This is a genomic window from Arthrobacter sp. Soil_C_60, from assembly GCF_057656375.1.
Genome location: NZ_JBDGKM010000003.1, coordinates 344530 through 371473, shown reverse-complemented (window position 1 = coordinate 371473; position 26944 = coordinate 344530). Strand labels below are relative to the sequence as shown.

Annotated in this window: 25 protein-coding genes and 1 pseudogene; 20 read left to right on the top strand and 6 right to left on the bottom strand. The window is 62.7% G+C overall.

Annotated features, from left to right (window positions below):
- Window positions 1-81 precede the first annotated feature (81 nt).
- From AC3A4M_RS08525 to AC3A4M_RS08510, 4 genes are all read left to right on the top strand, one after another.
- Window positions 82-1461: an MFS transporter gene (locus tag AC3A4M_RS08525; RefSeq protein ID WP_498735229.1), complete on the top strand. Its 1380-nt coding sequence runs from the start codon at window positions 82-84 to the stop codon at window positions 1459-1461.
- Window positions 1462-1500: 39 nt separating this feature from the next.
- A complete protein-coding gene (locus AC3A4M_RS08520; RefSeq protein WP_498735227.1) occupies window positions 1501-2721 on the top strand; it encodes an FAD-dependent monooxygenase in 1221 nt (406 codons plus the stop codon).
- The gene (locus tag AC3A4M_RS08515) at window positions 2718-3338 is read left to right on the top strand and encodes an NADPH-dependent F420 reductase (protein ID WP_498735225.1); all 621 of its coding nucleotides are present in this window, start codon (window positions 2718-2720) and stop codon (window positions 3336-3338) included. The genes AC3A4M_RS08520 and AC3A4M_RS08515 overlap by 4 nt, the downstream gene beginning before the upstream one ends.
- A 475-nt stretch (window positions 3339-3813) precedes the next feature.
- Entirely contained in the window at window positions 3814-4404 is a 591-nt protein-coding gene (locus AC3A4M_RS08510) for a sunset domain-containing protein (RefSeq protein WP_498735223.1), read from the top strand.
- A gap of 81 nt (window positions 4405-4485) precedes the next feature.
- Here the strand turns inward: AC3A4M_RS08510 and AC3A4M_RS08505 are convergent, their stop codons facing one another.
- The 3 genes from AC3A4M_RS08505 to AC3A4M_RS08495 all read right to left on the bottom strand — a co-directional run bounded on the left by AC3A4M_RS08505 (window position 4486) and on the right by AC3A4M_RS08495 (window position 7558).
- Window positions 4486-6180: a ribonuclease J gene (locus tag AC3A4M_RS08505; RefSeq protein ID WP_498637128.1), complete on the bottom strand. Its 1695-nt coding sequence runs from the start codon at window positions 6178-6180 to the stop codon at window positions 4486-4488.
- A gap of 356 nt (window positions 6181-6536) precedes the next feature.
- Window positions 6537-7109, bottom strand: coding sequence for a GIY-YIG nuclease family protein (locus AC3A4M_RS08500; RefSeq protein WP_498735575.1), 573 nt, complete (start codon window positions 7107-7109; stop codon window positions 6537-6539).
- Window positions 7106-7558, bottom strand: a complete 453-nt coding sequence (locus AC3A4M_RS08495; protein WP_498735221.1) for a hypothetical protein — start codon at window positions 7556-7558, stop codon at window positions 7106-7108. Before AC3A4M_RS08495 ends, AC3A4M_RS08500 begins: the two co-directional genes overlap by 4 nt.
- Before the next feature lie 332 nt (window positions 7559-7890).
- Here AC3A4M_RS08495 and AC3A4M_RS08490 point away from each other — a divergent pair, with 332 nt between their 5' ends.
- Genes AC3A4M_RS08490 through AC3A4M_RS08480 form a run of 3 tightly spaced genes read left to right on the top strand, consistent with a single transcriptional unit; the run spans window position 7891 to window position 9156 of the window.
- Window positions 7891-8163 carry a hypothetical protein gene (locus AC3A4M_RS08490; protein ID WP_169992651.1) on the top strand — a complete coding sequence of 91 codons (273 nt, stop codon included), beginning with the start codon at window positions 7891-7893 and terminating at the stop codon, window positions 8161-8163.
- A gap of 23 nt (window positions 8164-8186) precedes the next feature.
- Window positions 8187-8843: a dihydrofolate reductase family protein gene (locus AC3A4M_RS08485; RefSeq protein WP_498735220.1), complete on the top strand. Its 657-nt coding sequence runs from the start codon at window positions 8187-8189 to the stop codon at window positions 8841-8843.
- A 40-nt stretch (window positions 8844-8883) separates the two neighbouring features.
- Entirely contained in the window at window positions 8884-9156 is a 273-nt protein-coding gene (locus AC3A4M_RS08480) for an antibiotic biosynthesis monooxygenase family protein (RefSeq protein ID WP_498735218.1), read from the top strand.
- 40 nt (window positions 9157-9196) lie between these two features.
- Here the strand turns inward: AC3A4M_RS08480 and AC3A4M_RS08475 are convergent, their stop codons facing one another.
- A complete protein-coding gene (locus AC3A4M_RS08475) occupies window positions 9197-9856 on the bottom strand; it encodes a GyrI-like domain-containing protein (RefSeq protein WP_498735217.1) in 660 nt (219 codons plus the stop codon).
- A 140-nt stretch (window positions 9857-9996) separates the two neighbouring features.
- On the opposite strand from AC3A4M_RS08475, the gene AC3A4M_RS08470 reads away from it, so the two are divergent.
- Genes AC3A4M_RS08470 through AC3A4M_RS08455 form a run of 4 tightly spaced genes read left to right on the top strand, consistent with a single transcriptional unit; the run spans window position 9997 to window position 12077 of the window.
- The gene (locus AC3A4M_RS08470) at window positions 9997-10320 is read left to right on the top strand and encodes an ArsR/SmtB family transcription factor (protein ID WP_498735215.1); all 324 of its coding nucleotides are present in this window, start codon (window positions 9997-9999) and stop codon (window positions 10318-10320) included.
- Window positions 10321-10322: 2 nt separating this feature from the next.
- A complete protein-coding gene (locus tag AC3A4M_RS08465; RefSeq protein ID WP_498735214.1) occupies window positions 10323-11303 on the top strand; it encodes a TIGR03086 family metal-binding protein in 981 nt (326 codons plus the stop codon).
- Window positions 11304-11323: 20 nt separating this feature from the next.
- Window positions 11324-11695 carry a DUF1801 domain-containing protein gene (locus AC3A4M_RS08460; RefSeq protein ID WP_498735213.1) on the top strand — a complete coding sequence of 124 codons (372 nt, stop codon included), beginning with the start codon at window positions 11324-11326 and terminating at the stop codon, window positions 11693-11695.
- 13 nt (window positions 11696-11708) lie between these two features.
- On the top strand, window positions 11709-12077 hold the full coding sequence (locus AC3A4M_RS08455; RefSeq protein ID WP_498735212.1) for a VOC family protein: 369 nt from the start codon (window positions 11709-11711) through the stop codon (window positions 12075-12077).
- Window positions 12078-12174: 97 nt separating this feature from the next.
- Here AC3A4M_RS08455 and AC3A4M_RS08450 read toward each other — a convergent pair whose 3' ends face one another.
- Window positions 12175-12303: a hypothetical protein gene (locus tag AC3A4M_RS08450; RefSeq protein ID WP_498735211.1), complete on the bottom strand. Its 129-nt coding sequence runs from the start codon at window positions 12301-12303 to the stop codon at window positions 12175-12177.
- Between the two features lie 158 nt (window positions 12304-12461).
- Here AC3A4M_RS08450 and AC3A4M_RS08445 point away from each other — a divergent pair, with 158 nt between their 5' ends.
- The 4 genes from AC3A4M_RS08445 to AC3A4M_RS08430 all read left to right on the top strand — a co-directional run bounded on the left by AC3A4M_RS08445 (window position 12462) and on the right by AC3A4M_RS08430 (window position 18867).
- A complete protein-coding gene (locus tag AC3A4M_RS08445; protein ID WP_498735210.1) occupies window positions 12462-13046 on the top strand; it encodes a TetR/AcrR family transcriptional regulator in 585 nt (194 codons plus the stop codon).
- A 479-nt stretch (window positions 13047-13525) separates the two neighbouring features.
- Window positions 13526-15733, top strand: coding sequence for a choline BCCT transporter BetT (gene betT / locus AC3A4M_RS08440; RefSeq protein ID WP_498735209.1), 2208 nt, complete (start codon window positions 13526-13528; stop codon window positions 15731-15733).
- Complete coding sequence (locus AC3A4M_RS08435) at window positions 15730-17226, top strand: aldehyde dehydrogenase family protein (RefSeq protein WP_498735207.1); 1497 nt, start codon at window positions 15730-15732, stop codon at window positions 17224-17226. Before betT ends, AC3A4M_RS08435 begins: the two co-directional genes overlap by 4 nt.
- Complete coding sequence (locus AC3A4M_RS08430; protein WP_498735205.1) at window positions 17227-18867, top strand: GMC family oxidoreductase; 1641 nt, start codon at window positions 17227-17229, stop codon at window positions 18865-18867.
- A 77-nt stretch (window positions 18868-18944) separates the two neighbouring features.
- Here the strand turns inward: AC3A4M_RS08430 and AC3A4M_RS08425 are convergent, their stop codons facing one another.
- Window positions 18945-19721: a type 1 glutamine amidotransferase domain-containing protein gene (locus AC3A4M_RS08425; protein ID WP_498735203.1), complete on the bottom strand. Its 777-nt coding sequence runs from the start codon at window positions 19719-19721 to the stop codon at window positions 18945-18947.
- A 415-nt stretch (window positions 19722-20136) separates the two neighbouring features.
- On the opposite strand from AC3A4M_RS08425, the pseudogene AC3A4M_RS08420 reads away from it, so the two are divergent.
- The 5 genes and pseudogenes from AC3A4M_RS08420 to AC3A4M_RS08400 form a co-directional block, all read left to right on the top strand.
- A pseudogene (locus AC3A4M_RS08420) lies at window positions 20137-20301 on the top strand (GMC oxidoreductase); the annotation flags it as partial.
- Between the two features lie 120 nt (window positions 20302-20421).
- Window positions 20422-21204 carry an IclR family transcriptional regulator gene (locus tag AC3A4M_RS08415; protein ID WP_498735201.1) on the top strand — a complete coding sequence of 261 codons (783 nt, stop codon included), beginning with the start codon at window positions 20422-20424 and terminating at the stop codon, window positions 21202-21204.
- Window positions 21205-21332: 128 nt separating this feature from the next.
- Window positions 21333-22604 carry a hydroxyacid-oxoacid transhydrogenase gene (locus AC3A4M_RS08410; protein WP_498735199.1) on the top strand — a complete coding sequence of 424 codons (1272 nt, stop codon included), beginning with the start codon at window positions 21333-21335 and terminating at the stop codon, window positions 22602-22604.
- A complete protein-coding gene (locus tag AC3A4M_RS08405; RefSeq protein WP_498735198.1) occupies window positions 22601-24028 on the top strand; it encodes an MFS transporter in 1428 nt (475 codons plus the stop codon). Before AC3A4M_RS08410 ends, AC3A4M_RS08405 begins: the two co-directional genes overlap by 4 nt.
- A complete protein-coding gene (locus AC3A4M_RS08400) occupies window positions 24025-26916 on the top strand; it encodes an FAD-binding and (Fe-S)-binding domain-containing protein (RefSeq protein ID WP_498735196.1) in 2892 nt (963 codons plus the stop codon). Before AC3A4M_RS08405 ends, AC3A4M_RS08400 begins: the two co-directional genes overlap by 4 nt.
- Window positions 26917-26944 lie beyond the last annotated feature (28 nt).

Below are 26944 nucleotides of genomic sequence, written 5' to 3'. Positions count from 1 at the left end.
AGAGGAAAGCGTCCCACTATTGGAGCAACAGCTTCCCGATCCCCTCTTGATGGAGGGGCAACAATGACGTTAGGGACGACGATGAACTCCTCTATTGCCGCCGGCAATCCCACCTCCCAGCGCCGAATCGCCTTCGCGACGATCATCGGCACCACTATCGAGTGGTACGACTTCTTCATTTACGCGACGAGCGCAGGGCTCGTGTTCGCCCAGCTCTTCTTCCAGCCCGCTGACAAGGAGATCGGTGTGCTGCTCTCCTTTGCCACGGTCGGCATCTCCTTTCTCTTCCGCCCGCTCGGCGCGTTCCTGGCAGGGCACTTCGGTGATGTGATCGGACGGCGCGCCATGCTGGTCGTTACGCTCGTGCTCATGGGCGCTGCGACGACGCTCATCGGCTTGCTGCCCACCTACGCCCAGATCGGCATCGCCGCGCCCGTCCTCCTGCTCATCCTTCGCATCCTCCAGGGTCTCTCCGCCGGCGGCGAGTGGGGCGGAGCGGTGCTCATGGCCGTCGAGCACGCCCCCGCGAATCGCCGCGGCCGCGCTGGTTCCTGGCCGCAGCTCGGAGTCCCCCTCGGCTTCCTTCTCGCGTCGGGCATGACGGCCCTCATGACCGGCGTCATCTCGCCGGGCGATGCCTACCTCGAGTGGGGTTGGCGTGTGCCGTTCCTCGTGAGCATCGTGCTCATCGTTGTGGGCTTCGTGATCCGCAGTTCGGTCGAGGAGAGCCCGGTGTTCGCGGAGATCGCCGTGCGCGGCAAGCAGAAGAGTGTCCCGATAGTGGCGCTGTTCAAGCGCCACTGGCACCTCGTGATCCTCGCTGCGCTCGTGTTTGCGGGCAACGGCACGCTCGGCTACATGACCACGGGCGGGTTCCTCAACAGGTACGCGATCAACGTGCAGAGCCTCGACACCACGTCGGTGCTCGTTGCGGCATCAGTCGCGGCGGTAGTCTGGTTCTTCTCGACGCTCATCGCGGGCTACCTGGCCGATGTGATCGGCCGGCGGAACACCTTCCTCATCGGCTTCGCTCTGCAGGCCGCCGTCGTCTTCCCTATCTTCTGGCTCGTCGACCACGGCGGGCTGCCCGGGCTCTACGCCGCGCTCGTCCTCATCTCGACCGGCCTCGGTCTCACCTACGGCCCGCTGGCCGCGTGGTACTCCGAAATCTTCCCGGCGTCGATCCGTTTCTCGGGCGTCTCGATCACCTATGCGATCGGATCGGTCCTCGGTGGGGCTTTCGCACCTATGATCGCGCAGATGCTGCTCGATGCCACGGGCACGACCGCTGCAGTCTCCGGGTACCTCCTCACCGCTTCCCTCCTCGGGGGCGTGGCGACGCTGTGCCTGCGGGATCGCTCCGGCATCCGACTCGGGCCCGACCATGAGATCGAGCAAGCAAGCGGAGCCACGATGTTCACGCGGAGCGAGGCCGCCAGTGTGCTCGCAGGGAAGCCGTAAGGCGGCGCACGTGTCGCGCAGATCAATGAAGGAGAAGAAATGGTAAGTGATACCACCAGAATCGCGGTCATCGGGGGAGGGATGGGCGGGCTCACCGCAGCGATCGCTCTGACGCGGATCGCCGGCGTCCAGGTCACGGTGTTCGAGCAGGCCAGCAAGCTGGGCGAGGTGGGCGCAGGCGTCACGGTTGCACCGAATGCCCAGCGCGTGCTCGACACGCTCGGTGTGCTTGAGCCGGTCAAACGTGCAGGAGCGATTCCGGACGGACACGGTGTCTACCAGGATGCCATGGGCAACCTTGTCACCGACGCGGCCTGGGAAGATTCGGCGCAGCAATATCAAAACATCGGGATGTATCGGCCAGACCTCATCAATGTACTGGCTCAAGAAGTCGATCCCGAGATAATCCGTCTTGGCCATCGATTGGCGTCGGTTCAGATGCTGGACTCGGGCGTTCGCGTCGAATTCGAGAACGGTGCACACGAGGATTTCGATGCCGTGGTCGGAGCGGACGGTATCCACTCGGTGGTGCGGAAATCCGTGATGCAGTTCCCAGATCCCGTCTACTCCGGATACATCGTCTACCGCGGAGTCGTTGACGCGTCCCTTCTCCCCGATGACTGGCCCATGATCAGCCAGGTTTGGATGGGCAATCAGAGGCATTTCATGTGCTACCCGCTGCAGCAGCGCAAGCTGTTCAACTTCGTCGCCGGCGTTCCCAACGACAGGCCTCTAAAGGGGCCCTGGTCTGGCCCGGCGGAGGTGAGTGAACTCGCCGCCGAGTTCGCGGGCGAGAACTGGGACCCGAAGCTCCATCACTTCATCGGGGCCATCGAGAAGACCTTCTGGTGGGGCCTGTTCGACCATGAACCCCTCACCAATTGGTCGCGCGGGCCGATCACGCTCCTCGGCGACGCAGCGCACACGATGCTGCCGCACCAGGGTCAGGGGGTGAACCAGGCGATCGAAGACAGCATGGCCCTTGCCATCTTCCTGAAAGATGCCGACTGCCCCGCTGACATCCCCGAAGCGTTCAGGCGCTACACCTCGGTTCGCATGCAGCGCACGGCGATCCTGCAGCACGGTTCCCGGAGAGCTGGTGCCATGTTCGATGCGCAGTATGAATTCGCGGACCTCAATAAGCGTGACGCAGACCTGCGCGTTGGGCGAGATTTCCGCCGAAGCGCGGTATTCGACTACGACGCGCTGAAAGTAGCCGAGAAGGCGCTCAAACAATTTAGGAGGGTCCAGTTCGCATGACATCGATCAGCATTATTGGCAGCGGCAAGATGAGTTCGGCGATTGCTGAAGTCTCAGCACGGGCCGGAGCGAGTATCCAGATCATCAGGCGCAGTACGGCGAGCTCGTCCCGGGAGCGTTCGGATGTCACGTACGGTGCTATTGGCGACGAGCTCACCGGCGACCTCGTCGTGCTTGCAGTTCCGTATGGGGCATATCCGAGCATTCTTGAGCATTATCGGGAGCAGCTCAGCGATAAGGTCGTGATCGATATCAGCAACCCCATCGATTTCACCACGTACGATGAGTTGAAGGTGCCGGCCGATTCCTCCACTGCCGCCGAGCTCGCCAGACAGCTCCCCGAAGGCGCGGCAGTCGTGAAAGCGTTCAACGTCAATCTCGGTGACACGCTTACCACCGGCACGAACGGCACAACGCCAACGGCCGTCCTGTTCGCCGGAGACTACGCCGAGGCGAAAATCGCAGTTGCGGCCCTCATCGAGGCGGCAGGGCTACGGGCGGTTGACGTCGGGCCCCTTTCGCGCGCGAGGGAACTCGAGGCGATGGGTTTTCTCCAGATCGTATTGGCGGCACTTGGGAAGACACGTAATGAATCAGGATTCACTCTGCTGGAGTGAGCAGAGGGCGGTCATTCCGGACGTCTGCCCGCCGCGCGACCGGCTGCGGTCAGAGGGGTCTCTTGCGGGCAGGGCGATCACGTCGAACACGACGGATGCCGAGTCCACGTACCCCAGGCGATCGCCTGCGCCAGTTCAGTTCCACCAGCGAGCGCGGGTCCGCTCTCGGGCTCGCGCAGCGGGCTGGCCATGGAGGGCCGGCCGGACAGATGCCACAAAGAAAGAGCAACCACGAGAGGCCGGCGGCCTGCCGCCGGTGGGTGCTGGGTCGTGCGGCACAGCTGAGACCGGCCTAGGCCGTGGTGATCAAGACTGTCTTGAGCCAAGTCAGGGTGGCGGCCGGTGCAGTGCAGGTGCGCACATTGCGCCAGAACAGATACGGGCAAGCGGAGCTCTTGGTCGAGTTAGCCCATTCAGGGCCAGCTGCCGCTATCCTTTGATTGTTCGTTACATCAAACTTTCCGTTGGGGGAAAAATGAATAAGTTCAGGCGCCTCTGTGCGCTCTTTGTGGCAATGGCAGTGACCTTCGGCGGGGTCAGCCTCGTTGCCACGCCAGCCGAAGCTGCGACAAAGGCCGCAACCCGGGTCGTCAGCTTCACTGCCCCTACCTCCGTTTACAAGAGCCAGAACTTCACGCTCAAGGGAAGTGTGCAGCGCAAGGCGGGTACCAAGTGGACCGCGTATACGAAGCCGAGGGTGGAGATCTATTTCGATCCCGCGGGCGCGGCCAAGGCGTACAAGGTCAAAACGGTCGCCGGCAACGACAAGGGGCAGTTCTCGACGAAGGTCCGGACCTCGCGCTCAGGACTTTGGTGGGCCAAAGTCACGCCGACCAGCAAATACAACGCTGTAAATTCCTACAAGAAATCCGTCCGCGTCAAGCAGCGGACCTCGATGATTCCCTCGGGTAACACCTGCCCATCCTGGGCTCCGATCAAGGGCAACGAGTCCAGCGGTATCTATCACGTCCCAGGCGGGGCGTTCTACAGCAGGACGAGCCCCGAGATCTGCTTCTCCACACAGTCGGCGGCGCAAAAGGCCGGCTACCGGGCTTCCAAGAGGTAGTCCAAACCGGCGGCCTTCCCATCACGCGAAAACGCCCGGCCAGATTACCCCGGCCGGGCGTTTTCACGTGTTCAAGCCAAATCAGGCCTCGACGATCACCACGGTGACCACGGGCTTGCGCCGCAACTGGCGGTCGGACCAGCGCAGCAGCGCCTCGGCGATCGCCTTTTCGGCACCCGGGCCGGTCCTGTCGCCCTTGATTCCGGCAAGGGTCTTCTCGATGATGCCGGTGGCCTTCTCGAGCTCGCCGTCCGCCGGGGCAAACCCAACCGGGAAGAACTCGGGGTCCTCCTCCAGCTTCCCGGTGTCCGGGTTAACGATCGCCAGCACGGTCACAGCGCCGTCCTCGGCCAGCCGGATGCGGTCCTGCAGCGACTCCTCGGTCGCGGCACCGGCAATCATGTTCTCCACGTACACGTAGTCCGCCTTGACCTGACCGGAAACGCGGGCCACGCCATCCTTCAGGTCAATGGTCGTGCCGTCCTCGACCACCAGGGCGTTCTTCGGGTCCACACCCGTGCGGACAGCCAGCTCGGCGTTGGCCTTCAGGTGGCGGTGCTCGCCGTGCACCGGCATCACGTTGCGCGGGCGCACCAGGTTGTAGCAGTAGACCAGCTCGCCGGCACTGGCGTGGCCGGAAACGTGGACCTTGGCGTTGCCCTTGTGCACCACGTTGGCGCCGAGCTTCGTCAGGTCGTTGATCAGCCGGTAGATGGAGGTCTCGTTGCCCGGGATCAACGAGCTGGCCAGCAGGACGGTGTCGCCCTCGGTCAGGTCGATCATGTGGTCCTGGCTCGCCATGCGTGCCAGCGCCGCCATCGGTTCGCCCTGCGAGCCGGTGCAGATCAGCACGGCCTTCGTGGGCGCCATCTTGTCCAGTTCCTTGAAGTCCACCAGCATGCCGCGCGGCACGTTCAGGTAGCCCAGCTCCCGGGCGGTCTTCATATTGCGGACCATCGAGCGGCCCACAAAGGCCACCTTCCGCCCGTACAGGTGGGCGGCGTCGATAACCTGCTGGATGCGGTGGATGTGGCTGGCGAAGCTGGAGACGATGATCCGGCGCGGTGCGGTGCGGAACACCTCGTCGATCGCCGGCGCCAGGTCCTGCTCGGAGATCTGGAAACCGGGGACGTCGGCATTCGTGGAGTCCGGCAGGAACAGGTCCACGCCCTCCTCGCCCAGCCGTGCGAAACCGGCAAGGTCGGTGATCCGGCCGTCCAGCGGGAACTGGTCCATCTTGAAGTCGCCCGTCGCCAGCACCAGCCCGGCGCCGGTGCGGATGGCCACGGCCATACCGTCCGGGATCGAGTGGTTCACGGCCAGGAACTCCAGGTCGAACGGCCCGAACTTCTTCCGGTCGCCCTCCTTGACCTGCACGGTCTTGGCGGTGATGCGGTGTTCCTGCAGCTTGGTCTTGATGAAGGCCAGCGTGAGCTTCGCGGAGATCAGCGGGATGTCCGAGCGTTCCTTCAGCAGGTACGGAACGCCGCCGATGTGGTCCTCGTGCCCGTGCGTGAGCACAACGCCGACAATGTCGTTCAGCCGGTCGCGTAGGTAGGAGAAGTCGGGCAGGATCAGGTCCACGCCCGGGTGGTGCTCCTCCGGGAACAGCACGCCGCAGTCGACAATCAGCAGCTTGCCGCCGTATTCGAACACGGTCATGTTGCGACCGATCTCCTCCAGCCCGCCCAGCGACACGATGCGCATGGCGCCCTTGTCGAGCTTCGGCGGGGTCTGCTTTCCAGCGGGCGCGGAGTGGCGTGAAGTCCTAGTCATGGGATCCGATCTCTATGTGATTCTGCAATGGCGGGACGGCAACGCCCCAAGCCGGCTTACCGGCAGTGAAATTCTGGGGCCGAGACGCCCTGCGACGGATCGGCGGCCAGCCCCGCAGCAGCAACGGCGGAACGGCATACTTGTCTCTGACTTTATCACCGCACGCCAGAGCCCAACACCGCCATCCGCCGCGAAACGTACGGCTTTGAATACCAAAGCACAAACAACGACGCCGGCCGCTCACCTAATTCACAAAGGTAGCGACAGCTGGCATAAGTCATTTGCAACAATCCAATATCCGAATCCGACTCTCCATGAGCCCTCCTTGGGACAAGCTTGGAAGGGAGTATTGAAAATTAGCGCAGTTCCCTTGCTCCAATGGCCACTCGCTGCATGACTCCTGTTGCAGCACTTACATGCTGCTGTTCAGGCGTCAATCCATCTCGATTAAGAGGTGCCCGCAGTTCCATTCGTAAGTTCTCTTCCACTGACTTGAGCGGCATAGGTTCAGGAACTTCCGCGAACGTCATCGTGAGGTTGTTTCGCATCCACTCGCTGAGCACCTCTTCGTGCTGCGGAACTAGACGCGGGTGCGCCGACTTTCCGGACCATTCAGCTTGTAATCCCATTAGCGCGGCCAAGGCACGGCGAAAAGTAGATTTCGAAGTCTGTAATTTATGGTGCTTGGCACGGGTTCTGAGGTTGGTTGCTTTACCGACGTATAAGAGGTCACCTTCAGTAATTACCCGAAGGTGATCAGCCCATTCGAAACGCTCCGGAAGTGAGCCGCGCAGGAACCACTTGTATACGCCCTGCCTGGCTGAAGTTGCACTCCATGCCTCCTCCGCCAGTTTTGGGACACTCCAGGTCAGCTCAACCGATGACCTTACGGGTGACGCCGCATGTGGGCCTGATGTCGGTTCCATCATGCGTTCCACAAAGCTGCGTCCGTATCACCGTGACGCCATTGCCTGATGTCGGCCGCGGCCCGAATAACAGCCTGAACGTGACTATAAGAAAGATTGGAAATGCCCGCCGAACGCATGTGCTGACGTATCCGCACGTCAATGGCCGTTCCGGTTTCAAGGCCGACCAAGATATCGATGTAGTCGATCGTCTTTGGGCCCACGTGCTTCACATCGCGCAGAGCTTTCCGTAGCATGGGCCGCTGGGCCTCATCGCCAAGCTGACTGCGGAGATCCTCTACGGTCTCAACACGAAAGCTGTCACGTTCGAAGACTTTGACGATGTCGTCTATCTGATCGAGCCGCTCCTGTCCCCTCCATCGGATGACAGTCGAAAGCTGGCCCCGATCCAGCCGATTGCGAAAACCGGAAGTCGTCTCGGCATCCGGCCATTCCGCGATCATCGCCTTCACACGCGGCAACACCGTTCCTTTATAGAGAGACCTTTGGCATCCATATAGGCGAGTAGTTTCTCTGCATCAAGGGTGATCATGTCTGCATCTTGCCATGGCTGTCTGACTCTTTAGCGGTGTGACATGACCGTAAGCTCGTTGCCAGCAATCCGTGCATTGAACAGCAAAAAGCAAAGGTGGGACGCCCCCTTTCGCCCATAGCCCTTAGCGCCAGTAACGTCTGGATCATTAGGGAGGCCGATTTGGCTGGGAATTTGCCGATTCCTCCCATCACCCGGTGCTGAAGTGGTTAGCTGGAACCGGGCGTACCCTGCCCTGGACGAAGGAGAACCATGAGTCAGGAACGGAAAGAGAACTCGGACGACGCAGGCCGCGTGTCACGGGACGAAGAAGTGCTTTCGCCCGGCGAAGTCACTCCCGACGCAAAGGGCCTCGCCCAGGTCTACGGCGATGCCGACCGTACCAACACGGATGACCCCGTCACACCTCCAGGTCCGGTTGATGCCGCGGCCATGGAGTACATGGAAGAGAAATTCACCGTGCGCGATGCCGGCCACGGCGAGCGCTACCTGGAAGAGACCCCGGAGTCCGAAGCGACCGAGTAACGGGCTGCAACGAAGGAAACATGATGTCCAAGCTGCGCGTAGCTCCTTTCTGCATATCCCTCGACGGCTACGGTGCCGGCCCGGACCAGAGCATGGATAACCCGCTCGGTGTGGGTGGCGAACGTCTGCATGAATGGGTGTTGCCCACCCGGGCGTTCCGGAGCAAACACGGCATGGGCGACGACGGCGAAACGGGCGTGGACAACGACATTGCCGAGCGTTCAGATGCCGGCATCGGGGCCACGATCATGGGCCGGAACATGTTCGGACCGGTGCGGGGTTCGTGGGAGGACAGTGACGCGTGGACTGGCTGGTGGGGCGACAATCCGCCCTTCCATCACCCCGTGTTCGTCCTCACCCATCACGAACGCGCCCCGATCGAGATGGACGGCGGAACCACCTTCCACTTCGTCACGGGCGGCATCCAGGCCGCGCGCGAGCAGGCGATCGACGCCGCCGGTGGCCTCGACGTGAAGCTCGGCGGAGGAGTCTCGACCATCCGGCAGTACCTGCAGGCCGGGCTCGTCGACGAACTGCAGCTCAGCATCGTGCCAATCCTGCTCGGTTCGGGCGAACGGCTGCTCACCGACCTTGGCGATCAGATACAGCACTACCGGCGCGCGGACATCACCAGCTCGGTGTCCGCCGCCCACTTCACGCTGGTCCGCGACGAAGCGTAACCCCCGATCCGCCGTAGGCTCCTTGATTGGGAGAAGAGCCATGATCGTCACCATAGCCAACGTCGCCGACTTCGATCATTTCCTAAAGACTTTCTCGACCAGGGGCGTGGAGAAGAGAAGGGAGTACGGGTGTAAGGGCTCCTACGTGTTCCGGGATCCCAATGACCTCAACCGGGTGTGGGTTTTCTTCGACTGGAAAATTGAGGACTACGAGAGGTTCTTGTCCGATCCCGAAATCCCTGAGATCGCACAGGAGCTTGCCCTCCGAGAGCCTCCGGTGAAGGCTGACGCCGTCGCTCACTACGACTCCTGACGGTTCATCTGCCAGCGCGCTCTAGGGAATCTTGCTGCTGTCAGATGCGCGCTACGGGCTGGCGAAGGATGGTCTTGAGCTTGTCGGGGGCTGTGCGGCGGGGGTCGCTGAGATAGACCTCGTGGTGCTTGCCGGCCATCCAGAAGCCGTTGTCGGGGATGAACCGATTGTGCATCTCGTCGAGCACAGGTGCTTCGTCGTCGTAAGAGCCGACATGGAGAATCTGCACGCTCGAGCCTTCGACGAGCTGCTCGAGGCGAGCGGCGTCGAGTGACGGGGCGCCGCTCTTGGAAGCCACCGTCTCCCGCGCTGCTTCGAAGTGTTCGGGCGTAATCCAGTCGGGGACCATGATCATCAGCGTCCAGTCCCACTGCGACTTGTCCCGGGCACTTGTGAAGGCCGCCATGTCTTCAGCCCACCAGAGGCCTTCGAGCGGCATGACCGCGTAGTCTCGGTCCAGTTCGGCCTTGCTGAAGAACTTCAACTTGTAGGCGACGGGGTAGATGGTCTTCAATGCGTCGTCGTACGCCTGTGATGTGTTCGGGTCGCCGTGGCCGTCGATCATGAGGAATTGCATCACCGGGACTGTGACGACCGAGAACCTGCCCCGGAATGCGGTGTAGCTCTCGATCTGCTTCTTGAAGTCGATCTTCACTATGCCTCCCCCTGTCTCGGCGGTCGTCAGCTGGTCACGTTCCAACCCGGCTCCCTAGATTACCGGCGTGCGGACACCGCCTGTTCGGCTTCGGCCGGTGTTTTCTGGCATCACGGCGAACGGCCGGCCAGATGCCATCTCCAACCTCTTGCCAGATACGTTAGCAACGACTAACGTATTCGGTGATGGATCCGTTGGAAGTAGCCGCAGAGCCGAGCCGGCGCCGCCTGCTGCACCTGTTGGCAGGCGGCGAACAATCGGTGGGTGAACTCACTGCCCATTTCGCCGTGAGCCGTTCGGCCATTTCGCAACATCTATTGGCTTTGGAACGGGCCGGCTTGGTGACTGCACGCAAGGAAGGACGCAGCAGGTTCTATCGGCTCGACGCAGCAGGCATGGGTCGGCTTCGGGAGCTGGTGGAGCAATTCTGGACCCGCGAATTGGATCTGCTCGCTTCGGACGCCGAAGCCTTGGCCGATAAAGCATTCCTGGATAGGAAAGAGAAGTAGCCATGAAATTCGATAAGACCATCCACCTACCGGTTAGCGCCGATGAGGCCTTCGCCCTAGTGACTGATCCGGAGCGGCTGCGCCGTTGGCAAACCGTCGCGGCCAGAGTGGACCTGCGGGTCGGCGGCGAGTACCGCTGGACCGTCACCCCGGGCCACCACGCCTCCGGAACCTTCCAGGAGATCGAGCCCGGCAAGCGCGTGGTCTTCACGTGGGGCTGGGAATCCGGAATGGATCTCGCCCCCGGCGCATCAACCGTGACCATCACTCTCGAGCCCAACGAGACCGGCACCTCGCTCCGGCTTGAGCACGAGGGACTCACCGATGAACAAGCCGCCGCCCACGCCGAAGGCTGGAACCACTACCTGGACCGGCTCACCGCCGAGACATCTTCCGCCGCCGGAGCCGGCCCGGACGACTGGGCTGCGGCGCCGGATCCCATCGATCATTTCAGCGCAGCCGACGCCTCGCTGGCTGTGCTGCTCCGCGTGCTGCGGAACATCACCAGTGAGGACTATGGCAAGCCCACTCCGTGCCAGGACTTCAACATCGGACAACTGCTGGACCATCTGGCCGGATCCCTGAAAAGCGTCGGCACCGCGCTTGGCGCCGACCCGACCGACCGCACCGACGCCTCAACAGAGGTGCGCATCGCCGGTCTCGCCCAGCCAACGCTGGAGGCCTTCACCCGCAGGGGCGCCGAGGGCACCATCGACATGGGCTTCGCCGAACTTCCCGCAACGGTCGTGGCCGGCATCGTAAATCTGGAGCTGCTCGTGCACGCCTGGGACTTTGCAAAGGCCATCGGGCAGGAACTCCACGTTTCCGACGTCGTTAGTGACCACGTGACGCGCCTTGCCGAAGAAACCATCTCCGATCAGGTCCGGGCCAGCGGCAGCTTCGCTGCAGCCCAGCCAGTGGCAGAGACGGCCGGAAGCCTGGAACGGCTCCTGGCGTTCACCGGTCGGAGCGTTTCGGCCTGATCAACGGACAGGAGCATCATTTGAGTAAGCGTCCGGAGGTCGACGCCTGGTTTGCAGAGCGCGCCCATCCCTTGGAAGAGACCATGCAGCTGGCCCGGGAGCTCATCCTGAGTGCCGATGACCGCGTTACCGAGTCGGTTAAGTGGAAGACTCCGACCTTTTCTTTCAAGGGTGACATCGTCAGCTTCAACCCGGCCAAAAAGTTTGTCAGCCTGATGTTCCACTGCGGAGCGGAAATCAGCGGGCATCATCCACGGCTGACCGGTGACGCACGGCTGGTGCGCGTGATGCGGTTCAAGGACACTGCGGAAGTCAGGGAAGCTGCAGATGAATTGCAGGCCGTCATCACGGCCTGGTGTGCAGACCACGATGACAATGGCCCGGCCAGTTGAAAGGGAGGTAGCGTTGTCCAACTCGCCCGAGAAGGAAGTCATGGACCTAGATCTTTTCGCCGGAATCCCCGTCCGCGATTACGCCGAAGCGACAGCTTGGTATGAGCGGCTCCTGGGAACCCAGCCATCGTTCCTCCCGAACGACACCGAGGCGGTTTGGGAGCTCGCCGAGCACCGGTATCTGTTCATCGAAGTGCGGCCTGTGCACGCCGGGCACGCCATGCACACCATCTTCCTCGGTGACTTTGACGCCCGCATCTCACAAATCGCCGAACGGGGGCTTGAGCCGGCTGTGCGTGAAACCTACGGCAACGGCGTCCGCAAGGCGACTTTCCGCGACCCGGATGGCAATGAGATCGGCTTCGGCGGCGGACCAGTCTGACAGAACCGGCGCCGGTTCGCGCCTCTCCAGGGTGGCTCCAGCGCAATTGAAGCCCCGCAGAACCCTGCGGGGCTTCAATGCTCTGTACGGTATTCGGCTATGTAGCCCGGTCGCTGGCCGGCTCTTCGGACTTGTCGAGGAAAGCCTTCACGTCGGAGTCATCGGACTTCGTCCAGGTCTCGCCTCCGGCGTCCTGGTCTCCCTGGCGGGTTTCCGGCGTGCGCACGCTTTCCTTTCTGAAGCCCCAACCGAAATCCTTATTCGAGGCGTAGCACATCACGAACCTCCTCTGTCTCGATCCTTTAATCGTCCTCCGGTCGACGGCGGAAGCCAAGTGTCCGACATGCAATTCACTCCGCGCGAGTTGCCCAATAGTCTGGTCAAATGAACCCAAGCACCGTGAACTCTGACCAGCAGGTTGATAGGCAGTCCCGCATTCTGGAAGCGGCACTGGACCTGCTGTCGCGGCATGGCATCTCTGGGGTCAACATGCGCGCCGTAGCGCGCGAAGCCGGCGTCGCCTTGGGGCTTGTGAACTATTACTACGAAGACAAGTCGAGTCTGATCCGTGCGGCTTTGCACCGGATCGACGAGGACGACCTTATGCTGGTCGCGCCCGACTCGGCGATGACGCCGGACGAACAACTGCGCAAAGCCCTCAGACGGGTTGCCGGCCCGGAATTCCTGAACACGCCATACTTGTCGCTGCGCCTCCACCTTTGGGCGCTCGCGAAAGCCGATAAAGAGTTCGCACTGATTAACGCGGCTGCCTTCGATCGGTATATCGATGGGCTCGCGACGTTGATTGCGAATGCCAAGCCAGAGCTTTCGCCCGATAAATGCAGGGAGCGGGCCGCCGACATTGTCGTCATACAAAACGGCATGTGGCTAACGGCGCTCCTCGCCCTGGACGAGGCATCCATCCAAAGGAGCCTCGCCCGCACAGAGGAGATCGCCTTCGCCGCATAGCAGGGCTGCCCTCTTGTAACGGCTGTTTCGCGCCATTATGCACCTTGAACACTTGTTCAAACAAGGTCTTGAACAGATGTTCAACCTCCGCTACTGTGCTACATATGAGTTGGATCACAGTACAAGAAACATTCGAACAAGATGCTGCCGCTACCGCTGCCCCGGGAACTTCCCGGCAGGGACGCGTCATCGGATGGAATTCCGCAAGCATGCCTGCAGCGCTCTGGTGCCAAGCGGTAAGTAGCACGCCGTCGTGCTTCGGACTCTCGGTCTAGAGCGAGAACTCCACCCTTGCAGAAAACGTACGTACAAGTGATGCCGCTCTATCAAGCAGGTATTTTGACCCCTTTTTGGATGTGCTAGGGGCGCGCCGGAGCTGATTCCTACTGTTGCCAGCGTCAGGATTCCGACCCTGATGGGTGATAGCTATCGGCGTGACGCGACCAGCACCAGCTACCGATGCGAGGTACGAGACCAATATGAGCACGCCTCCCGAAATTATCGAGTCCCAGCAGGACGACGCAGACAACAAGCGCCCATCGCCGGACACCCTCCTGCCTTCGTACAAAACCCCGCCTGATCCCACACCGCGGACACGGGTAAACAAGACCGTCTTTATCGGCTCGGCGGCGGGTGTCCTCGGCATCGCGCTGTGGGCCATTTTGGACCGCGCGTCAGCAGATGCCGTGATCGGCACCGCCGTCACCTGGGTGGGCGAGACGTTCGGCTGGTGGTACTCGCTGATCGTCGTCGCGGTGCTCGCGTTCGTCCTCTTTGTGGCCGTTTCCAGAGTGGGAAAAACCCGCCTCGGGCCGGATCACTCGCGCCCGACGTTCAACATGTTCACGTGGACGGCGATGCTCTTCGCCGCCGGCATCGGGATCGACCTCATGTTCTTCTCGGTGTCGGAGCCCGTGACACAGTTCTTGGCCCCGCCGGGAGGCGAAGGTTCCACTGTTGAGGCCGCCCGGCAGGCCATGGTCTGGACATTGTTCCACTACGGCATCCTGGGCTGGGGCCTCTACGCCCTGATGGGACTGGCACTCGGCTACTTCGCTTACCGGCACAACCTGCCGCTCAGCATCCGCTCCGCGCTGTACCCCATCCTCGGCAAGCGGATCCACGGGCCGCTGGGGCACGCCGTCGATATTGCTGCCTTGCTGGGCGCGATCTTCGGCATCGCTACCAGCCTGGGAATCGGCGTCGCCCAACTCAACTACGGACTGAGCTTCCAGTTCGGCATCCCCGAGAACACCCTCGTGCAGATCGCACTGATCGCCGTGGCCGTGGTGATGGCGACCGTTTCGGTGCTCACCGGAGTGGAGAAGGGCATCCGCCGACTGTCGGAGCTCAACATCATCCTGGCCATCGCGCTGATGATCTTCATCCTCGTCACCGGGTCCACGCGCTTCCTCTTCGACGGCATCGTGAACAACATCGGCGATACGCTGTCCCGCTTCCCGTCAATGGCGCTCAATACGTTCGCCTACGACCGGCCGGACGAGTGGCTCAACGGCTGGACGCTGTTCTTCTGGGCCTGGTGGATCGCCTGGGCTCCCTTCGTGGGGCTGTTCCTGGCGCGCATTTCCCGCGGCCGCACGCTGCGCGAGTTCGTTTTCGGAGTGCTGGTGGTGCCGTTCGGCTTCATCCTGCTGTGGATCTCGATCTTCGGTAACAGTGCCCTCGAGATCGTGATGGGCGGCAACGCCGGGTTCGGGGAAATGGCCATGAGCAACCCGGAGCGCGCCTTCTACGGCCTGCTCGAGCAGTACCCGCTGGCTCCGCTCAGCGCGGCCGTGGCCACCTTCACCGGTCTGCTGTTCTACGTCACGAGTGCAGATTCCGGCGCCCTCGTGATGGCCAACTTCAGCTCGCACCTGAAGGACGCAGACTCGGACAGCCCCAAGTGGCTGCGTGTCTTCTGGGCCGTAGCCACAGGCCTCCTGACATTAGGAATGCTCCTGGTGGGCGGTGTCCCCACGCTGCAGAGTGCCACCGTGATCATGGGGCTGCCGTTCTCCGTGGTGCTGGTCTTCATCATGTTGGGCCTCTACAAGGCGCTGCGGCTGGAAACCGCACTAGTGGACAGCTACCAGACCGGACTGCACTCCGTGCTCAATTCGCGCACGAACGTCCCGGGAGGCGCGGACAGCCGCCGCGGCTGGCGCCAGCGTTTGGCCCGGGCCATGAACTATCCCCGGCACCCTCAGGTCCAGAACTTCGTCTCCACGGTCGCAGTTCCCGCGCTCAACGAGGTGTGTGAGGACCTGCGTGCCCGCGGGCTGAAGGCAACGCTGGAGACCAGCACCGTGGAGGCTTTCGGAATCGATACCGCGGACTTGTGCGTGGAGCTCGACGGCGAGCGCACCTTCAAGTACCAGATCTACCCGGTCCAGCGGAACGTCCCGTCCCACGCCCTGTCCAGCGCCGCCGGCGGGAGGTACTACCGGATCGAGGTGTTCTCGCTCGAAGGCAGCCACGGCTACGACCTCATGGGCTACAGCAAGGACGAGGTCATAGCCGACGTACTGGACCACTACGAAGTGCACCTCGAGTTCCTGCACCAGCACTGCGACACCCTGACCTACAGCACCGTCGCCGAAAATGTCCCGCCCAAGGCGGACTGGGAAACCGACTACAACACGGTCGACGAATCCGTCGCCGTACCTACAAAGGAGACAACATGACCGATACCGCCTCCACCTTATTCATCAACGGGACTTGGGAACCGGCCGCTTCCGGCGCCGTGCGGGAGATCCGCAACCCGGCCGACGGCGAACTGGTCGCGACGGTGTCCGAGGCTGGCCGGCAAGACGCCGAGCGCGCCATCGCCGCGGCCCGCGCCGCCTTCGATTCCGGCGTCTGGGCCTCCGTTCCTGCCCCCGAGCGCGGCGCGTTCCTGCTCAAGGTCGCAGCCGGCCTGCGCGAAAGCCGCGAGAAGTTTGCCCGCGCCGAATCGCTGGACACCGGCAAGCGCATGGTCGAGAGCCGCATCGACATGGACGACATTGCCGCCTGCTTCGAGTATTTCGGCAGGCTGGCCGGTCAGGACGCGGGCCGTGTGGTCGACGCCGGGGATGCCGCCGTCGTTAGCCGTATTGTCCACGAGCCGGTGGGCGTTTGCGGCCTGATCACGCCGTGGAACTACCCGCTGCTGCAGGCCGCGTGGAAGATTGCGCCCGCGTTGGCCGCCGGCTGCACGTTTGTGCTCAAGCCCTCCGAGCTCACCCCGTCCACGGCCATCCTGACCATGCAGCTGCTCCAGGACCTCGGCCTGCCCGACGGCGTGGCCAACCTCGTAACCGGCGCCGGTGCGGAGGCGGGCGCACCGCTTTCGGAGCATCCCGACATCGACCTTGTCTCCTTCACCGGCGGCCTGGAGACCGGCAAGCGCATCGCCGCGGCCGCGGCCGGCACGGTCAAGAAGGTGGCGCTGGAACTCGGCGGCAAGAACCCCAACGTGGTGTTCGCCGATGCGGACTTCGATGCCGCCGTCGATAATGCGCTGAACGGCGCCTTTGTGCACTCCGGGCAGGTCTGCTCGGCCGGGGCCCGGCTGGTGGTCGAGGAATCGATCGCCGAGCGCTTCGTCGACGAGCTGGTCCGCCGCGCCGAGGGCATCCGCCTTGGCGGCCCCTTCGACGACGCCGCGGAGACCGGACCGCTGATTTCCGCGGCCCACCGCGAGAAGGTGGACGCGTACGTCCAGCGCGGAGTGCAGGAGGGCGCACGGCTGCGCTGCGGCGGCGCTGCCCCGGACGGCGACAAGTACGACGGCGGGTTCTACTACCAGCCGACCGTCCTGGACCGCGTGGAAAGGGGAATGTCCGTCGTCGTCGACGAAGCCTTCGGCCCGGTGGTGACGGTGGAGACCTTCCGCACCGAGGACGAGGCCGTTGCCACCGCCAACGACACGATCTACGGCCTGGCCGGCGCGGTCTGGACGCAGGACGCCGGCAAGGCGCAGCGCGTGGCCGGCCGGTTGCGTCACGGCACCGTCTGGATCAACGACTTCCACCCCTACCTCCCGCAGGCCGAGTGGGGCGGCTTTGGCCAGTCCGGCGTCGGCCGCGAGCTGGGCCCCACCGGTCTGGCCGAGTACCAGGAAGCCAAGCACATCTACCAGAACACCAGCCCGCAGGTGACCGGCTGGTTCGCTGACCACGGCAAGGAGAGCTAAATGCACCTCGACAACATCGACAACCTGATCGACCGGGAGTTCGACTACATCGTGATCGGCGGCGGATCCGCCGGCGCCGCCGTCGCCGCCCGACTGAGCGAAGACCCCGAAGTGACCGTAGCGCTGGTCGAGGCCGGCCCCGACGACCGCAGCATCCCCGAGGTCCTGCAGCTGGACCGCTGGATGGAGCTGCTCGAATCCGGCTATGACTGGGACTATCCCATCGAGCCGCAGGAGAACGGCAACTCCTTCATGCGGCACTCCCGAGCGAAGGTCATGGGCGGCTGCTCCAGCCACAACTCCTGCATCGCCTTCTGGGCCCCGCGCGAGGACCTGGACGAATGGGAAGCCAAGTACGGCGCCACCGGCTGGAACGCGGAGAACGCCTGGCCCCTGTACCGGCGGCTGGAAACCAACGAGGACGCCGGACCGGCTGCCCCGCACCACGGAGACTCCGGCCCCGTGCACGTCATGAATGTCCCGCCAGCTGACCCGGCCGGTATCGCACTGCTGGACGCCTGCGAACAGGCCGGCATTCCGCGGGCAAAGTTCAATGACGGCACCACCGTGGTCAACGGCGCCAACTTCTTCCAGATCAACCGCCGCGCGGACGGCACCCGCTCCTCCAGCTCCGTCTCCTACATCCACCCGATTATGGAGCGCGGAAACTTCACCCTGCTGACCGGCCTGCGCGCACGCCAGCTGGTGTTCGACGTCGAGAAGCGCTGCACCGGCGTCGATGTTGTGGACTCCGCCTTCGGCCGCACGCACCGGCTGGCTGCCCGGCAGGAAGTCGTCGTGTCCACCGGCGCCATCGACACGCCGAAACTGCTGATGCTCTCCGGCATCGGCCCCGCCGCCCACCTCGCGGAGCACGGTATCGAGGTGCTGGTCGACTCCCCCGGCGTCGGCGAGCACCTGCAGGACCACCCCGAAGGCGTCGTCCAGTTCGAGGCCAAGCAGCCCATGGTCCAAACCTCCACCCAGTGGTGGGAGATCGGCATCTTCACGCCCACGGAGGAGGGCCTGGACCGCCCGGACCTGATGATGCACTACGGCGCCGTGCCCTTCGACATGAACACCCTGCGGCACGGCTACCCCACCACGGAGAACGGCTTCAGCCTCACCCCGAACGTCACGCACGCCCGCTCCCGCGGCACCGTCCGGCTGCGCAGCCGCGACTTCCGCGACAAGCCCATGGTGGACCCGCGCTACTTCACCGATCCCGAAGGCCACGACATGCGCGTCATGGTTGCCGGCATCCGCAAGGCCCGCGAAATCGCCGCCCAGCCAGCCATGGCCGGATGGGCCGGCCGCGAGCTGTCCCCGGGCGTCGAGGCACAAACCGACGAGGAACTGCAGGACTACATCCGCAAGACACACAACACCGTCTACCACCCCGTCGGCACCGTCCGCATGGGCCCGCCCGAGGACGCAATGTCGCCGCTCGACCCCGAGCTGCGCGTCAAGGGCGTCACCGGCCTGCGCGTCGCCGACGCCTCGGTCATGCCCGAGCACGTCACGGTCAACCCCAACCTCACCGTCATGATGATCGGAGAGCGCTGCGGCGACCTCATCCGCACCAGCCAAACCCTTCAAACAACGACGGCGGACGCCAACCTCAGCGCGTCCCTCGTCTAAAAAGTTCCCGGCCTGCACGCCAACTGGCGGCCGCCTCCGTCGTCGGAGTGGCCGCCAGTTTCAGTGCGCTGTGGGCGTTAGTGCTCCGCTTCTGCGGCAGCCTTCTTGGCGTTTTTCTCGGCGTTCTTCTCGGCGCGCAGAGTCTCCGTCTCGTGCTGTTCCTCGGCTTTTTCCTGGTGGATGACCTCCGCAAGGAGCTTCTCCATCTCCTTGGCCACGCCGGCGGCTGAAGCCGGGTTCTGGCCGGTCACCAACCGATCGTCGACCACGACCTTCTCCTCAAAGACATCAGCGGAGACGTGAGTGGCCCCCTGTTCCTCAAGTCGGTCTGCCAAAAAGAACGGGATTACCTGGTCCTTCCCTGCGGCAACCTCCTCCTCGTTGGTGAAGGCCGCCACCCTCCGGCCCTCGACGAGGCGAAGCCCGTTCTCCAATTCCACGTTCAGCAGGCCGGCCGGCCCGTGGCAGACCGCACCCACCACGCCGCCGGAGTCGTAGACGCTGGCCACCAGATTCTGCAAGCCTTCGCTATCCGGGAAATCCCACATGGTGCCGTGACCTCCCACGAGGAAGACGGCGTCGTACTGACCTGGATCGACGACGTCAACGCGGGCAGTGTTGTAAAGCCCAGCGCGCGTGACCTCGTCCTTCGTGAAGGCAACCTGGATAGGATCTTCCGAGTCCACCTCATCACGCGGGGGCTGGCCGCCCTGGATGGACGCGAAGTCGACGAAATGCCCGGAATCCTTGAAGACCTTCCAGGGATGTGCAGCCTCGGCCACGTTGTAGCCGGTCTTCTCGCCCGTATCGCCGATCTCGGAAACGCTGGTCAGTACCATGAGGATTTTCTTCATGAAGTGCTCCTATCGTCTAAATTCCACCCTACGCCTAGCCCAGATTCCGATCCTCCCCGTTTCCTGGAATAGTACGAATTCGTCCGAGTGGAAGCCCACGGCTGGTAGCTGCACTCGTTGCTCGCGACGGCGGGGAGAGCTCTCCCCGCTCCCGGTTCGAGGCGGGCAAGAAGGTGGCGCAACGACGGCCACGTGGTGCGCCGTTTCCTCGTATGGGTATTGGCGCAAAGCCGGACTTCGGGCTCGGCGAGCAGAATGAATACGACGCCGGTGGCTTCCTTTCCCCGGGCAGCAGGCCGACTCCCAAGCCGGCAAGGATGAGGTCTTCGACGAGATCGAGACTGTCGGATTCGTGGCGCAGGCGGGGTTCGAAGCCGGTGAGGGAGCCGATGGACCCCAACACAACCTCGTCAGCACCGACCTGCGCGTCGCCGACGCCTCGGTCACGCCCGAGCACATGACGGCCAACCCTAACCTCACCGTCATGATGATCGGCGAGCGCTGCGCCGACCTCATCCGCACCAGCCAAACCATCCAAACAACTACGGCGGACGCGAACCTCAGCGCGTCCCTCGTCTAAGGGCATAAGGGACTGCCTCATCGCGGTCAATAGCTCTTCGGCGTGTAGTCCGCAATGACCCATGGTGGCGGGAGCAATCATGCTTCCGCCACCAAGACCAAGGGCCCCTAGTATTGAATGATGAGCGAAGCACCTCCCCCCGGCACCCAGGCGATCGGACGGGCACTGAGCGTGCTGCAGGCCATTGCCGCCTCGTCCGGAGAGATGAGCAGCGGCGCAATCGCGGTCGCAGTGGGGCTCTCCTCAGGCACAACCAATCGAATACTACGAGCGCTCATGGCAGAACGGTTCGTCTCCCGCAACCCTAAGACAGACAGCTATTACCTTGGCACCGGCACTGTGTTGCTGGGCCAGGCTGCACAACGCGGCTTCGGCGTCGACAAAATGATCCCCATTCTAGAGGGAGTAAACGCAGCCACCGGAGAATCCGTCAACTTGGCCATCCGGCAAGGAGACGAATCCGTAGTGCTCACCAGGGTCCAGTCACAGCTGCCGCTCCGCTTCGAACAGCGCGCGGGAGCACGGTTCCCTCTGTATGCAACAGCTTCGGGAAAATCGATCATGGCCTTCTCCCCTGACCGCCATGAATTCACGGCAGCCCTTCCCGATGATCTACCACCGCTCACTCCCTACACCATCCGCAACCGCGACGAGTTTGCCCGTCAAGTCGAGGCGACACGAGAACGTGGATACAGCATCGACGAGCAAGAAAATGTTGAAGGTGTCCGTTGCGTCGGGGCTCCCATATTGGACACCGAGGGCAAAGCCCAAGCCGCGCTGGTCATCCAGGTTCCGACGGTCAGGCTTCCTGTCACGCGGGTCCCCGAACTGGCGGCACTCATTGTCGCCGCGGCCAAGGAGGCCCAAATGTTTGTTCCCGTCGACCGGCCCCTATCCCCCTGACCTCACATCGTTTACAAGAAACTCACTTCGGAAAAATTCTGTGAGCCACTTCACAACATCCACATGTGCCTATACATTGGATTCACAATGTGGGCAGGGTGCCCACATACGAGAGGTGGTAACCAAGCATGTATACGGCGAACTCCAACGAAAGTGTTTTTACATGGGCCGCTCCCCCGCTTAAGTTCGGGCTAGGCGCCTTAGACGAGATCCATTCCGAAGTAGCAGCCCTTGAAGCCAAATCCTGTCTCATCATTACCGACCCGGGCGTACGGAATACCGGGACACCCGACCGCATCCACGAGCGGTTGGTTGCAAATGGAGTCAAGACCGAAATTTTCGACGGCGTGGCAGTCGAGCCCACCGACGACAGCATCAACGAAGCCGTCGCTTGGGCGCGCGAACAGGACTGGGACTGTTTTATCGCCGTAGGCGGAGGCTCCGCCATCGACACAGCCAAGGCTGTCAATCTCTTGACCACCCATCCAGGAGAACTGCTGGACTTCGTCACACCACCTATCGGCGGCGGGAAGGCCCCGTGGCTGCCGCTCAAGCCGCTCATCGCAGTGCCGACGACCGCTGGTACAGGCTCCGAGTCGACCACGATCTGCGTCATTGATTTTCTTGGCCTCCACCTCAAGGCCGGCGTTAGCCACCCCAAGCTGCGGCCCACACTCGCCGTCGTTGATCCGCTGACTACTCTGACAATGCCTACGGAGGTAACAGCAGCAAGCGGAATGGACGTCCTCTCGCATGCGTTGGAGAGCTACACCAGCGTCAAGTTCGACGCCAAGCCCGCGCCTGAGGATCCCACGAAGCGTCCCGCATTCTGCGGTTCCAACCCGATCAGCGATGTGTGGTGCGAGCAGGCGCTGCGGCTCGTCGGAAAGTACCTGCGGCGGGCCGTAATGAACGGCCGGGACTTGGAAGCCAGGTACCAGATGGCTCTGGCCTCGACATCGGCAGGCACAGGCTTTGGAAACGCAGGAACACATCTCCCCCATGCCAATGCCTACCCGATCGCAGGGGCGGTAAAGAATTACCAGGCAACCGGATATCCGCAGATGCCAATGGTTCCTCACGGCCAGGCCGTCTCCTCCACTGCCTCAGCTGTTTTCCGGTGGACATACCCCAGCGACCCGGGCCGCCACCTGCGTGCCGCGGAGCTGCTGAGCGGTCGGACTTTCACGGCAACCGACGGCGCGGACGCACTGGCGCACGTGCTGACGGAGCTGATGACCGACATTGGGATGCCGGCAGGCCTGAGAAGTTTCGGCTACCACGAAGATCATTTGGATGAACTAGTCGCGGGAACAATGAAGCAGACCCGCCAGCTGGCGGTCGTTCCGAGGCCAGTCTCGGAGGACGCGCTCAGGAGCATCTTCAAGGAGTCACTGTGAGTGCCGAAGCGGAAGTCCGCGTCTCTAAAGCCGAGCTGCGGACTGTCGTCGTATCAACAGTCATCGGGACAACGGTCGAATGGTACGACTTTTTCCTCTACGGCATGGCCGCTGGCCTGGTCTTCGATGTCCTCTTCTTCCCCAGTGAAGACCCGCTCATCGGAACGCTGCTGGCGTTCGGGTCCTTCGCGGTCGGATTTGTCGCCCGCCCTCTGGGCGGCCTCATCTTCGGTCACATCGGCGACAAGATCGGCCGAAAGAAGACCCTCGTCACCACGATGATCATTATGGGTGTGGCCACCTTCCTGATCGGCGTTGTACCTGCCTATGGAACCATCGGCATTCTGGCACCCATTCTCCTCGTGATTCTCCGGCTCGCTCAGGGCATCGCGGTCGGCGGCGAATGGGGCGGCGCCGTCCTCATGGCGGTCGAATATGCGCCCAAGGGGAAGCGCGGCCTCTACGGAAGCCTGCCGCAGGTAGGCCTCGCGCTGGGCCTTGTCCTGGGGACGGGCGTCTTCGCGCTTCTGGGCGCGGTCCTCTCTGACGAAGCGTTCCTCAGCTGGGGGTGGCGGATCGCGTTCATCATGAGCGCCGTTCTTGTCGGCGTCGGCCTCTTCATTCGGTTGAAGGTCATGGAGACTCCCGCCTTCAGGAAGCTTGAGGAGACCGAGGCGAAGGCAACCATTCCGGCCCTGGAACTGGCGAGGGACCGCAAGAACCGCCGACATATCCTGCTGGGGATGGGCAGCCGCTGGATCGAAGGCGTAGCTTTCAATACCTGGGCGGTGTTCGCCATCGCTTATGGCACCGACCTCCTGGAGTTGAGCCAGCAAACGATGCTCATCGCGGTCATGTGCGCCGCTGTCACCATGGTAATTTTCATCCCCGTCTTTGGCCGTCTCTCCGACCGGATCGACCGGCGGCATTTGTACACCTGGGGCTCGGTTTTGCTCGGCGTAGTTGCATATCCTGCGTTCCTCCTTCTGGGAACAGGCAGCGCACTGGTCATCTCTGCAACGATCGTGGTTGTGCTCGGAATCATCTATCCGATGGTCTACGCGCCCGAAGCATCCCTGTTCGCGGAACTCTTCCCCATACGTGTCCGGTACAGCGGCATCTCCGTTGTCTATCAGCTCTCCGGCATCGTTGCTTCGGGCATGACTCCGCTTATTCTCACTTTCCTGCTCAGCCGGTCGAATGGCAGCATTGGGCCGATCATCGGTTACATCGCCGTCGTTTGCATCATCAGCGCGGCCTGCACGATGGCGATTCGCTCCCGCGACCTGTACACGGAGGCGGTGGATGCAGCAACAATGTCTGCGGCAGCCGGCGGGCCGGGCCGCGATGAAGTACAGGCAGATACCCTCGACTCCGGTTTCGGAGACGGCGCAGCCGTGGGACTTGAACGGAACCGGACATGAGTCCAAAAGTGCAGTCCTTGGCTGCTCCTTCCACGTTGGCCGCGGCCCTCCGCGCCGGAGGCATTCAGGACGTGCGGGACGATGGCACGACCCGGGCTGCATACTCCTCCGACGCCTCCTTGTACCGAGCGACGCCCGCTGCTGTAGCCTTTCCACGCAACGCCGACGACGTGATTGCCGCTCTGGCCATCTGCAAGGAGCGCGGAGTTCCGATTACGTCGCGGGGTGCCGGGACATCGGTCGCGGGAAATGCCCTCGGCACGGGTGTCGTTCTGGACTTCAGCCGGCACATGAACCGGGTCTTGTCGATCGATCCGGAGAGTAAAACGGCGATCGTCCAGCCCGGCACTGTACACGCGAGCCTGCAGAAAGCGGCGGTCCTGCACGGTCTTCGGTTCGGGCCCGATCCTTCCACCCATACGCGCTGCACCATCGGAGGGATGATCGGCAATAACGCGTGCGGTTCCCGTACTCTGGCGTACGGCCGCACGGCCGAGAATATAACGTCGCTCGATGTGTTGCTTGGCACTGGCCAGCGCCTGCATCTGGACGAACGAGAATGCGCGGAAACGCCCGAGACCGCGCAGCTCAAGGCCTTGGTCCGTTCCAATCTCGGAATGATCCGGACTGAACTTGGCCAGTTCGGCCGCCAAGTTTCCGGATACGCCCTCGAGCATCTCCTGCCCGAGCGAGGGTTTGATCTCAAGAAGATGCTGGTCGGCAGCGAAGGAACCTTGGCGGTCATTTTGGAGGCGGGTGTCCGGCTGGTGCGGGACGTCCCCTTCAAGACCTTGGTCGTCCTGGGTTTTGACGACATCGGCGCTGCCGGCGATGCAGTCATGGACGTGCTCTCGTTCTCTCCGACGGCCTGCGAGGGACTCGATTCACGGATAGTCGACGTCGTGCGAACGCGCAAAGGAGCCGCGGCGGTCCCGCACCTTCCCGCGGGGAGCGCCTGGCTGTTTGTGGAAATCTCGGGAGACGACGCTATGGAGGTCCGGCAACGGGCGCGCCTGCTGGAAACTTCCCGCATCGCCAAGGATGCACTGCTCGTGTCCGACAGCGGGCAAGCGTCAGCGCTCTGGAGAATCCGTGAAGACGGTGCGGGGCTTGCCGGCCGTTCACCTGCCGGCAAGCCGGCGCACTCAGGCTGGGAGGACGCGGCAGTCCCCCCGCAGCATCTTGGGAACTATCTGCGCGACTTCGACGAGTTGATCAAGCAGCACGATTTGTCCGGCTATCCCTACGGCCATTTCGGCGATGGCTGCGTTCATGTTCGGCTCGACATGCCGTTCGACGTGCCGGAGGGTTCCGCATTGTTCCGGGCATTCATGTTCGACGCCGCGCGCCTGGTCGCGCGTTATGGCGGTTCCCTTTCCGGGGAGCATGGTGACGGACGCGCCAGAAGCGAACTCCTTCCCGAGATGTATTCTGGCGAAGCTATCGATGCCTTTGGGAAGGCCAAAGGCATCTTTGATCCCGCCAACCTGCTCAATCCAGGCATCATTGTTGATCCTGTGCCGCTTGATGCCGATATACGCGTTGCCCGCGCGAAGCCTCTGCGTGAGGGGCTGGCATTGAGATTCGGCAGTGACGACGGAGACTTCAGCCAGGCTGTACATAGGTGTACTGGGGTAGGCAAGTGCAGAGCCGAAACCCGCCATAGCCAGACGGTCATGTGCCCGTCCTACCAGGCCACCAAGGAAGAAAAGGATTCCACTCGCGGCAGGGCTCGCGTGCTTCAGGAAATGATCGCCTCCGGCGCCCCGCCGCAATGGCGTTCTAAAGAAGTTCACGATGCCCTCGATCTATGCCTGTCCTGCAAAGGCTGCCTGTCGGACTGCCCCACGGGTATTGACATGGCGTCCTACAAATCCGAAGTTCTGCATCAGACTTACAAGGGGAGAGTCAGGCCGCGTTCGCACTATTCACTCGGATGGCTGCCGGTGTGGGCCAAATTGGCGGCAGCAACGCCGCAGCTTGCTAATGCTATAACGAAAGTGCCGGGTATTCGCAGCATCGCTCTATGGGCCGCAGGCATAGATGCGCGCCGCCGGATACCCGAAATCCCCTCTCGGACCTTCCGCAGGTGGTTCATGCAGAGACCGCCCGCCTCGGAGGCAACCGGCAGGCCCCCCGTCCTTCTATGGATCGACTCGTTCACCAACTATTTCAATCCCGATGTTGGGGCTGCTGCCGTTCGCGTACTTGAAAGTGCCGGCTATTCGGTGCGTATTCCTGAAACACAAACCTGCTGCGGTTTGACTCTCATTTCGACGGGCCAGTTGGATAAAGCGAAAACAGTGCTGCGTCAAACCGTAGACACTTTGGCCGCCAGCGCGGAGGCAGGAATTCCCATTGTCGGTCTGGAACCATCCTGCACGGCTGTTCTACGTTCAGATGCCGTGGAACTCCTTGGTGATGACGTCGCTGGGTCCGTCGCTGACTCGACCCGGACCCTCGCTGAGCTACTGGCTATGACGGCCGGGTACGAACCACCAGCGCTGAACGGAACAAACGTTGTGGCTCAACCGCACTGCCATCACAATTCAGTCATGGGGTGGGAAGCTGATGAAGCGCTCCTAAAGCGTGCTGGGGCGGAGGTCCAGCGACTTGGGGGCTGTTGTGGATTGGCTGGAAACTTTGGCGTAGAGAAGGGCCACTACGACGTTTCCTTGGCTGTCGCCGAGCAACAGTTGCTCCCGGCCGTCAAGGCAGCAGCGGCCGAGAGCCTTTTCGTCGCCGACGGCTACTCCTGCCGTACACAACTGGAGGACTTAAGCGACAGGCGGGGAATCCACCTCGCAAAGCTGCTAGACGACGCAGCCAACAACGAAGCCAACCAACTCCCCCTCGTGCCAGAGATCGGCGTCAACGAACTCGGGTAGCGACCCAACTCACCAACCGAAGTAGACA

Excerpts from the sequence above, each read along its gene's own strand:
- AC3A4M_RS08470 (WP_498735215.1), top strand. The coding sequence starts at position 9,997 with ATGGATCCGTTGGAAGTAGCCGCAGAGCCGAGCCGGCGCCGCCTGCTG.
- betT (WP_498735209.1), top strand. The coding sequence starts at position 13,526 with ATGAGCACGCCTCCCGAAATTATCGAGTCCCAGCAGGACGACGCAGAC.
- AC3A4M_RS08510 (WP_498735223.1), top strand. The coding sequence starts at position 3,814 with ATGAATAAGTTCAGGCGCCTCTGTGCGCTCTTTGTGGCAATGGCAGTG.
- AC3A4M_RS08400 (WP_498735196.1), top strand. The coding sequence starts at position 24,025 with ATGAGTCCAAAAGTGCAGTCCTTGGCTGCTCCTTCCACGTTGGCCGCG.
- AC3A4M_RS08480 (WP_498735218.1), top strand. The coding sequence starts at position 8,884 with ATGATCGTCACCATAGCCAACGTCGCCGACTTCGATCATTTCCTAAAG.
- AC3A4M_RS08500 (WP_498735575.1), bottom strand. The coding sequence starts at position 7,109 with ATGATGGAACCGACATCAGGCCCACATGCGGCGTCACCCGTAAGGTCA.
- AC3A4M_RS08445 (WP_498735210.1), top strand. The coding sequence starts at position 12,462 with ATGAACCCAAGCACCGTGAACTCTGACCAGCAGGTTGATAGGCAGTCC.
- AC3A4M_RS08410 (WP_498735199.1), top strand. The coding sequence starts at position 21,333 with ATGTATACGGCGAACTCCAACGAAAGTGTTTTTACATGGGCCGCTCCC.
- AC3A4M_RS08490 (WP_169992651.1), top strand. The coding sequence starts at position 7,891 with ATGAGTCAGGAACGGAAAGAGAACTCGGACGACGCAGGCCGCGTGTCA.
- AC3A4M_RS08525 (WP_498735229.1), top strand. The coding sequence starts at position 82 with ATGAACTCCTCTATTGCCGCCGGCAATCCCACCTCCCAGCGCCGAATC.
- AC3A4M_RS08465 (WP_498735214.1), top strand. The coding sequence starts at position 10,323 with ATGAAATTCGATAAGACCATCCACCTACCGGTTAGCGCCGATGAGGCC.
- AC3A4M_RS08485 (WP_498735220.1), top strand. The coding sequence starts at position 8,187 with ATGTCCAAGCTGCGCGTAGCTCCTTTCTGCATATCCCTCGACGGCTAC.
- AC3A4M_RS08515 (WP_498735225.1), top strand. The coding sequence starts at position 2,718 with ATGACATCGATCAGCATTATTGGCAGCGGCAAGATGAGTTCGGCGATT.
- AC3A4M_RS08425 (WP_498735203.1), bottom strand. The coding sequence starts at position 19,721 with ATGAAGAAAATCCTCATGGTACTGACCAGCGTTTCCGAGATCGGCGAT.
- AC3A4M_RS08520 (WP_498735227.1), top strand. The coding sequence starts at position 1,501 with ATGGTAAGTGATACCACCAGAATCGCGGTCATCGGGGGAGGGATGGGC.
- AC3A4M_RS08435 (WP_498735207.1), top strand. The coding sequence starts at position 15,730 with ATGACCGATACCGCCTCCACCTTATTCATCAACGGGACTTGGGAACCG.
- AC3A4M_RS08430 (WP_498735205.1), top strand. The coding sequence starts at position 17,227 with ATGCACCTCGACAACATCGACAACCTGATCGACCGGGAGTTCGACTAC.
- AC3A4M_RS08505 (WP_498637128.1), bottom strand. The coding sequence starts at position 6,180 with ATGACTAGGACTTCACGCCACTCCGCGCCCGCTGGAAAGCAGACCCCG.
- AC3A4M_RS08415 (WP_498735201.1), top strand. The coding sequence starts at position 20,422 with ATGAGCGAAGCACCTCCCCCCGGCACCCAGGCGATCGGACGGGCACTG.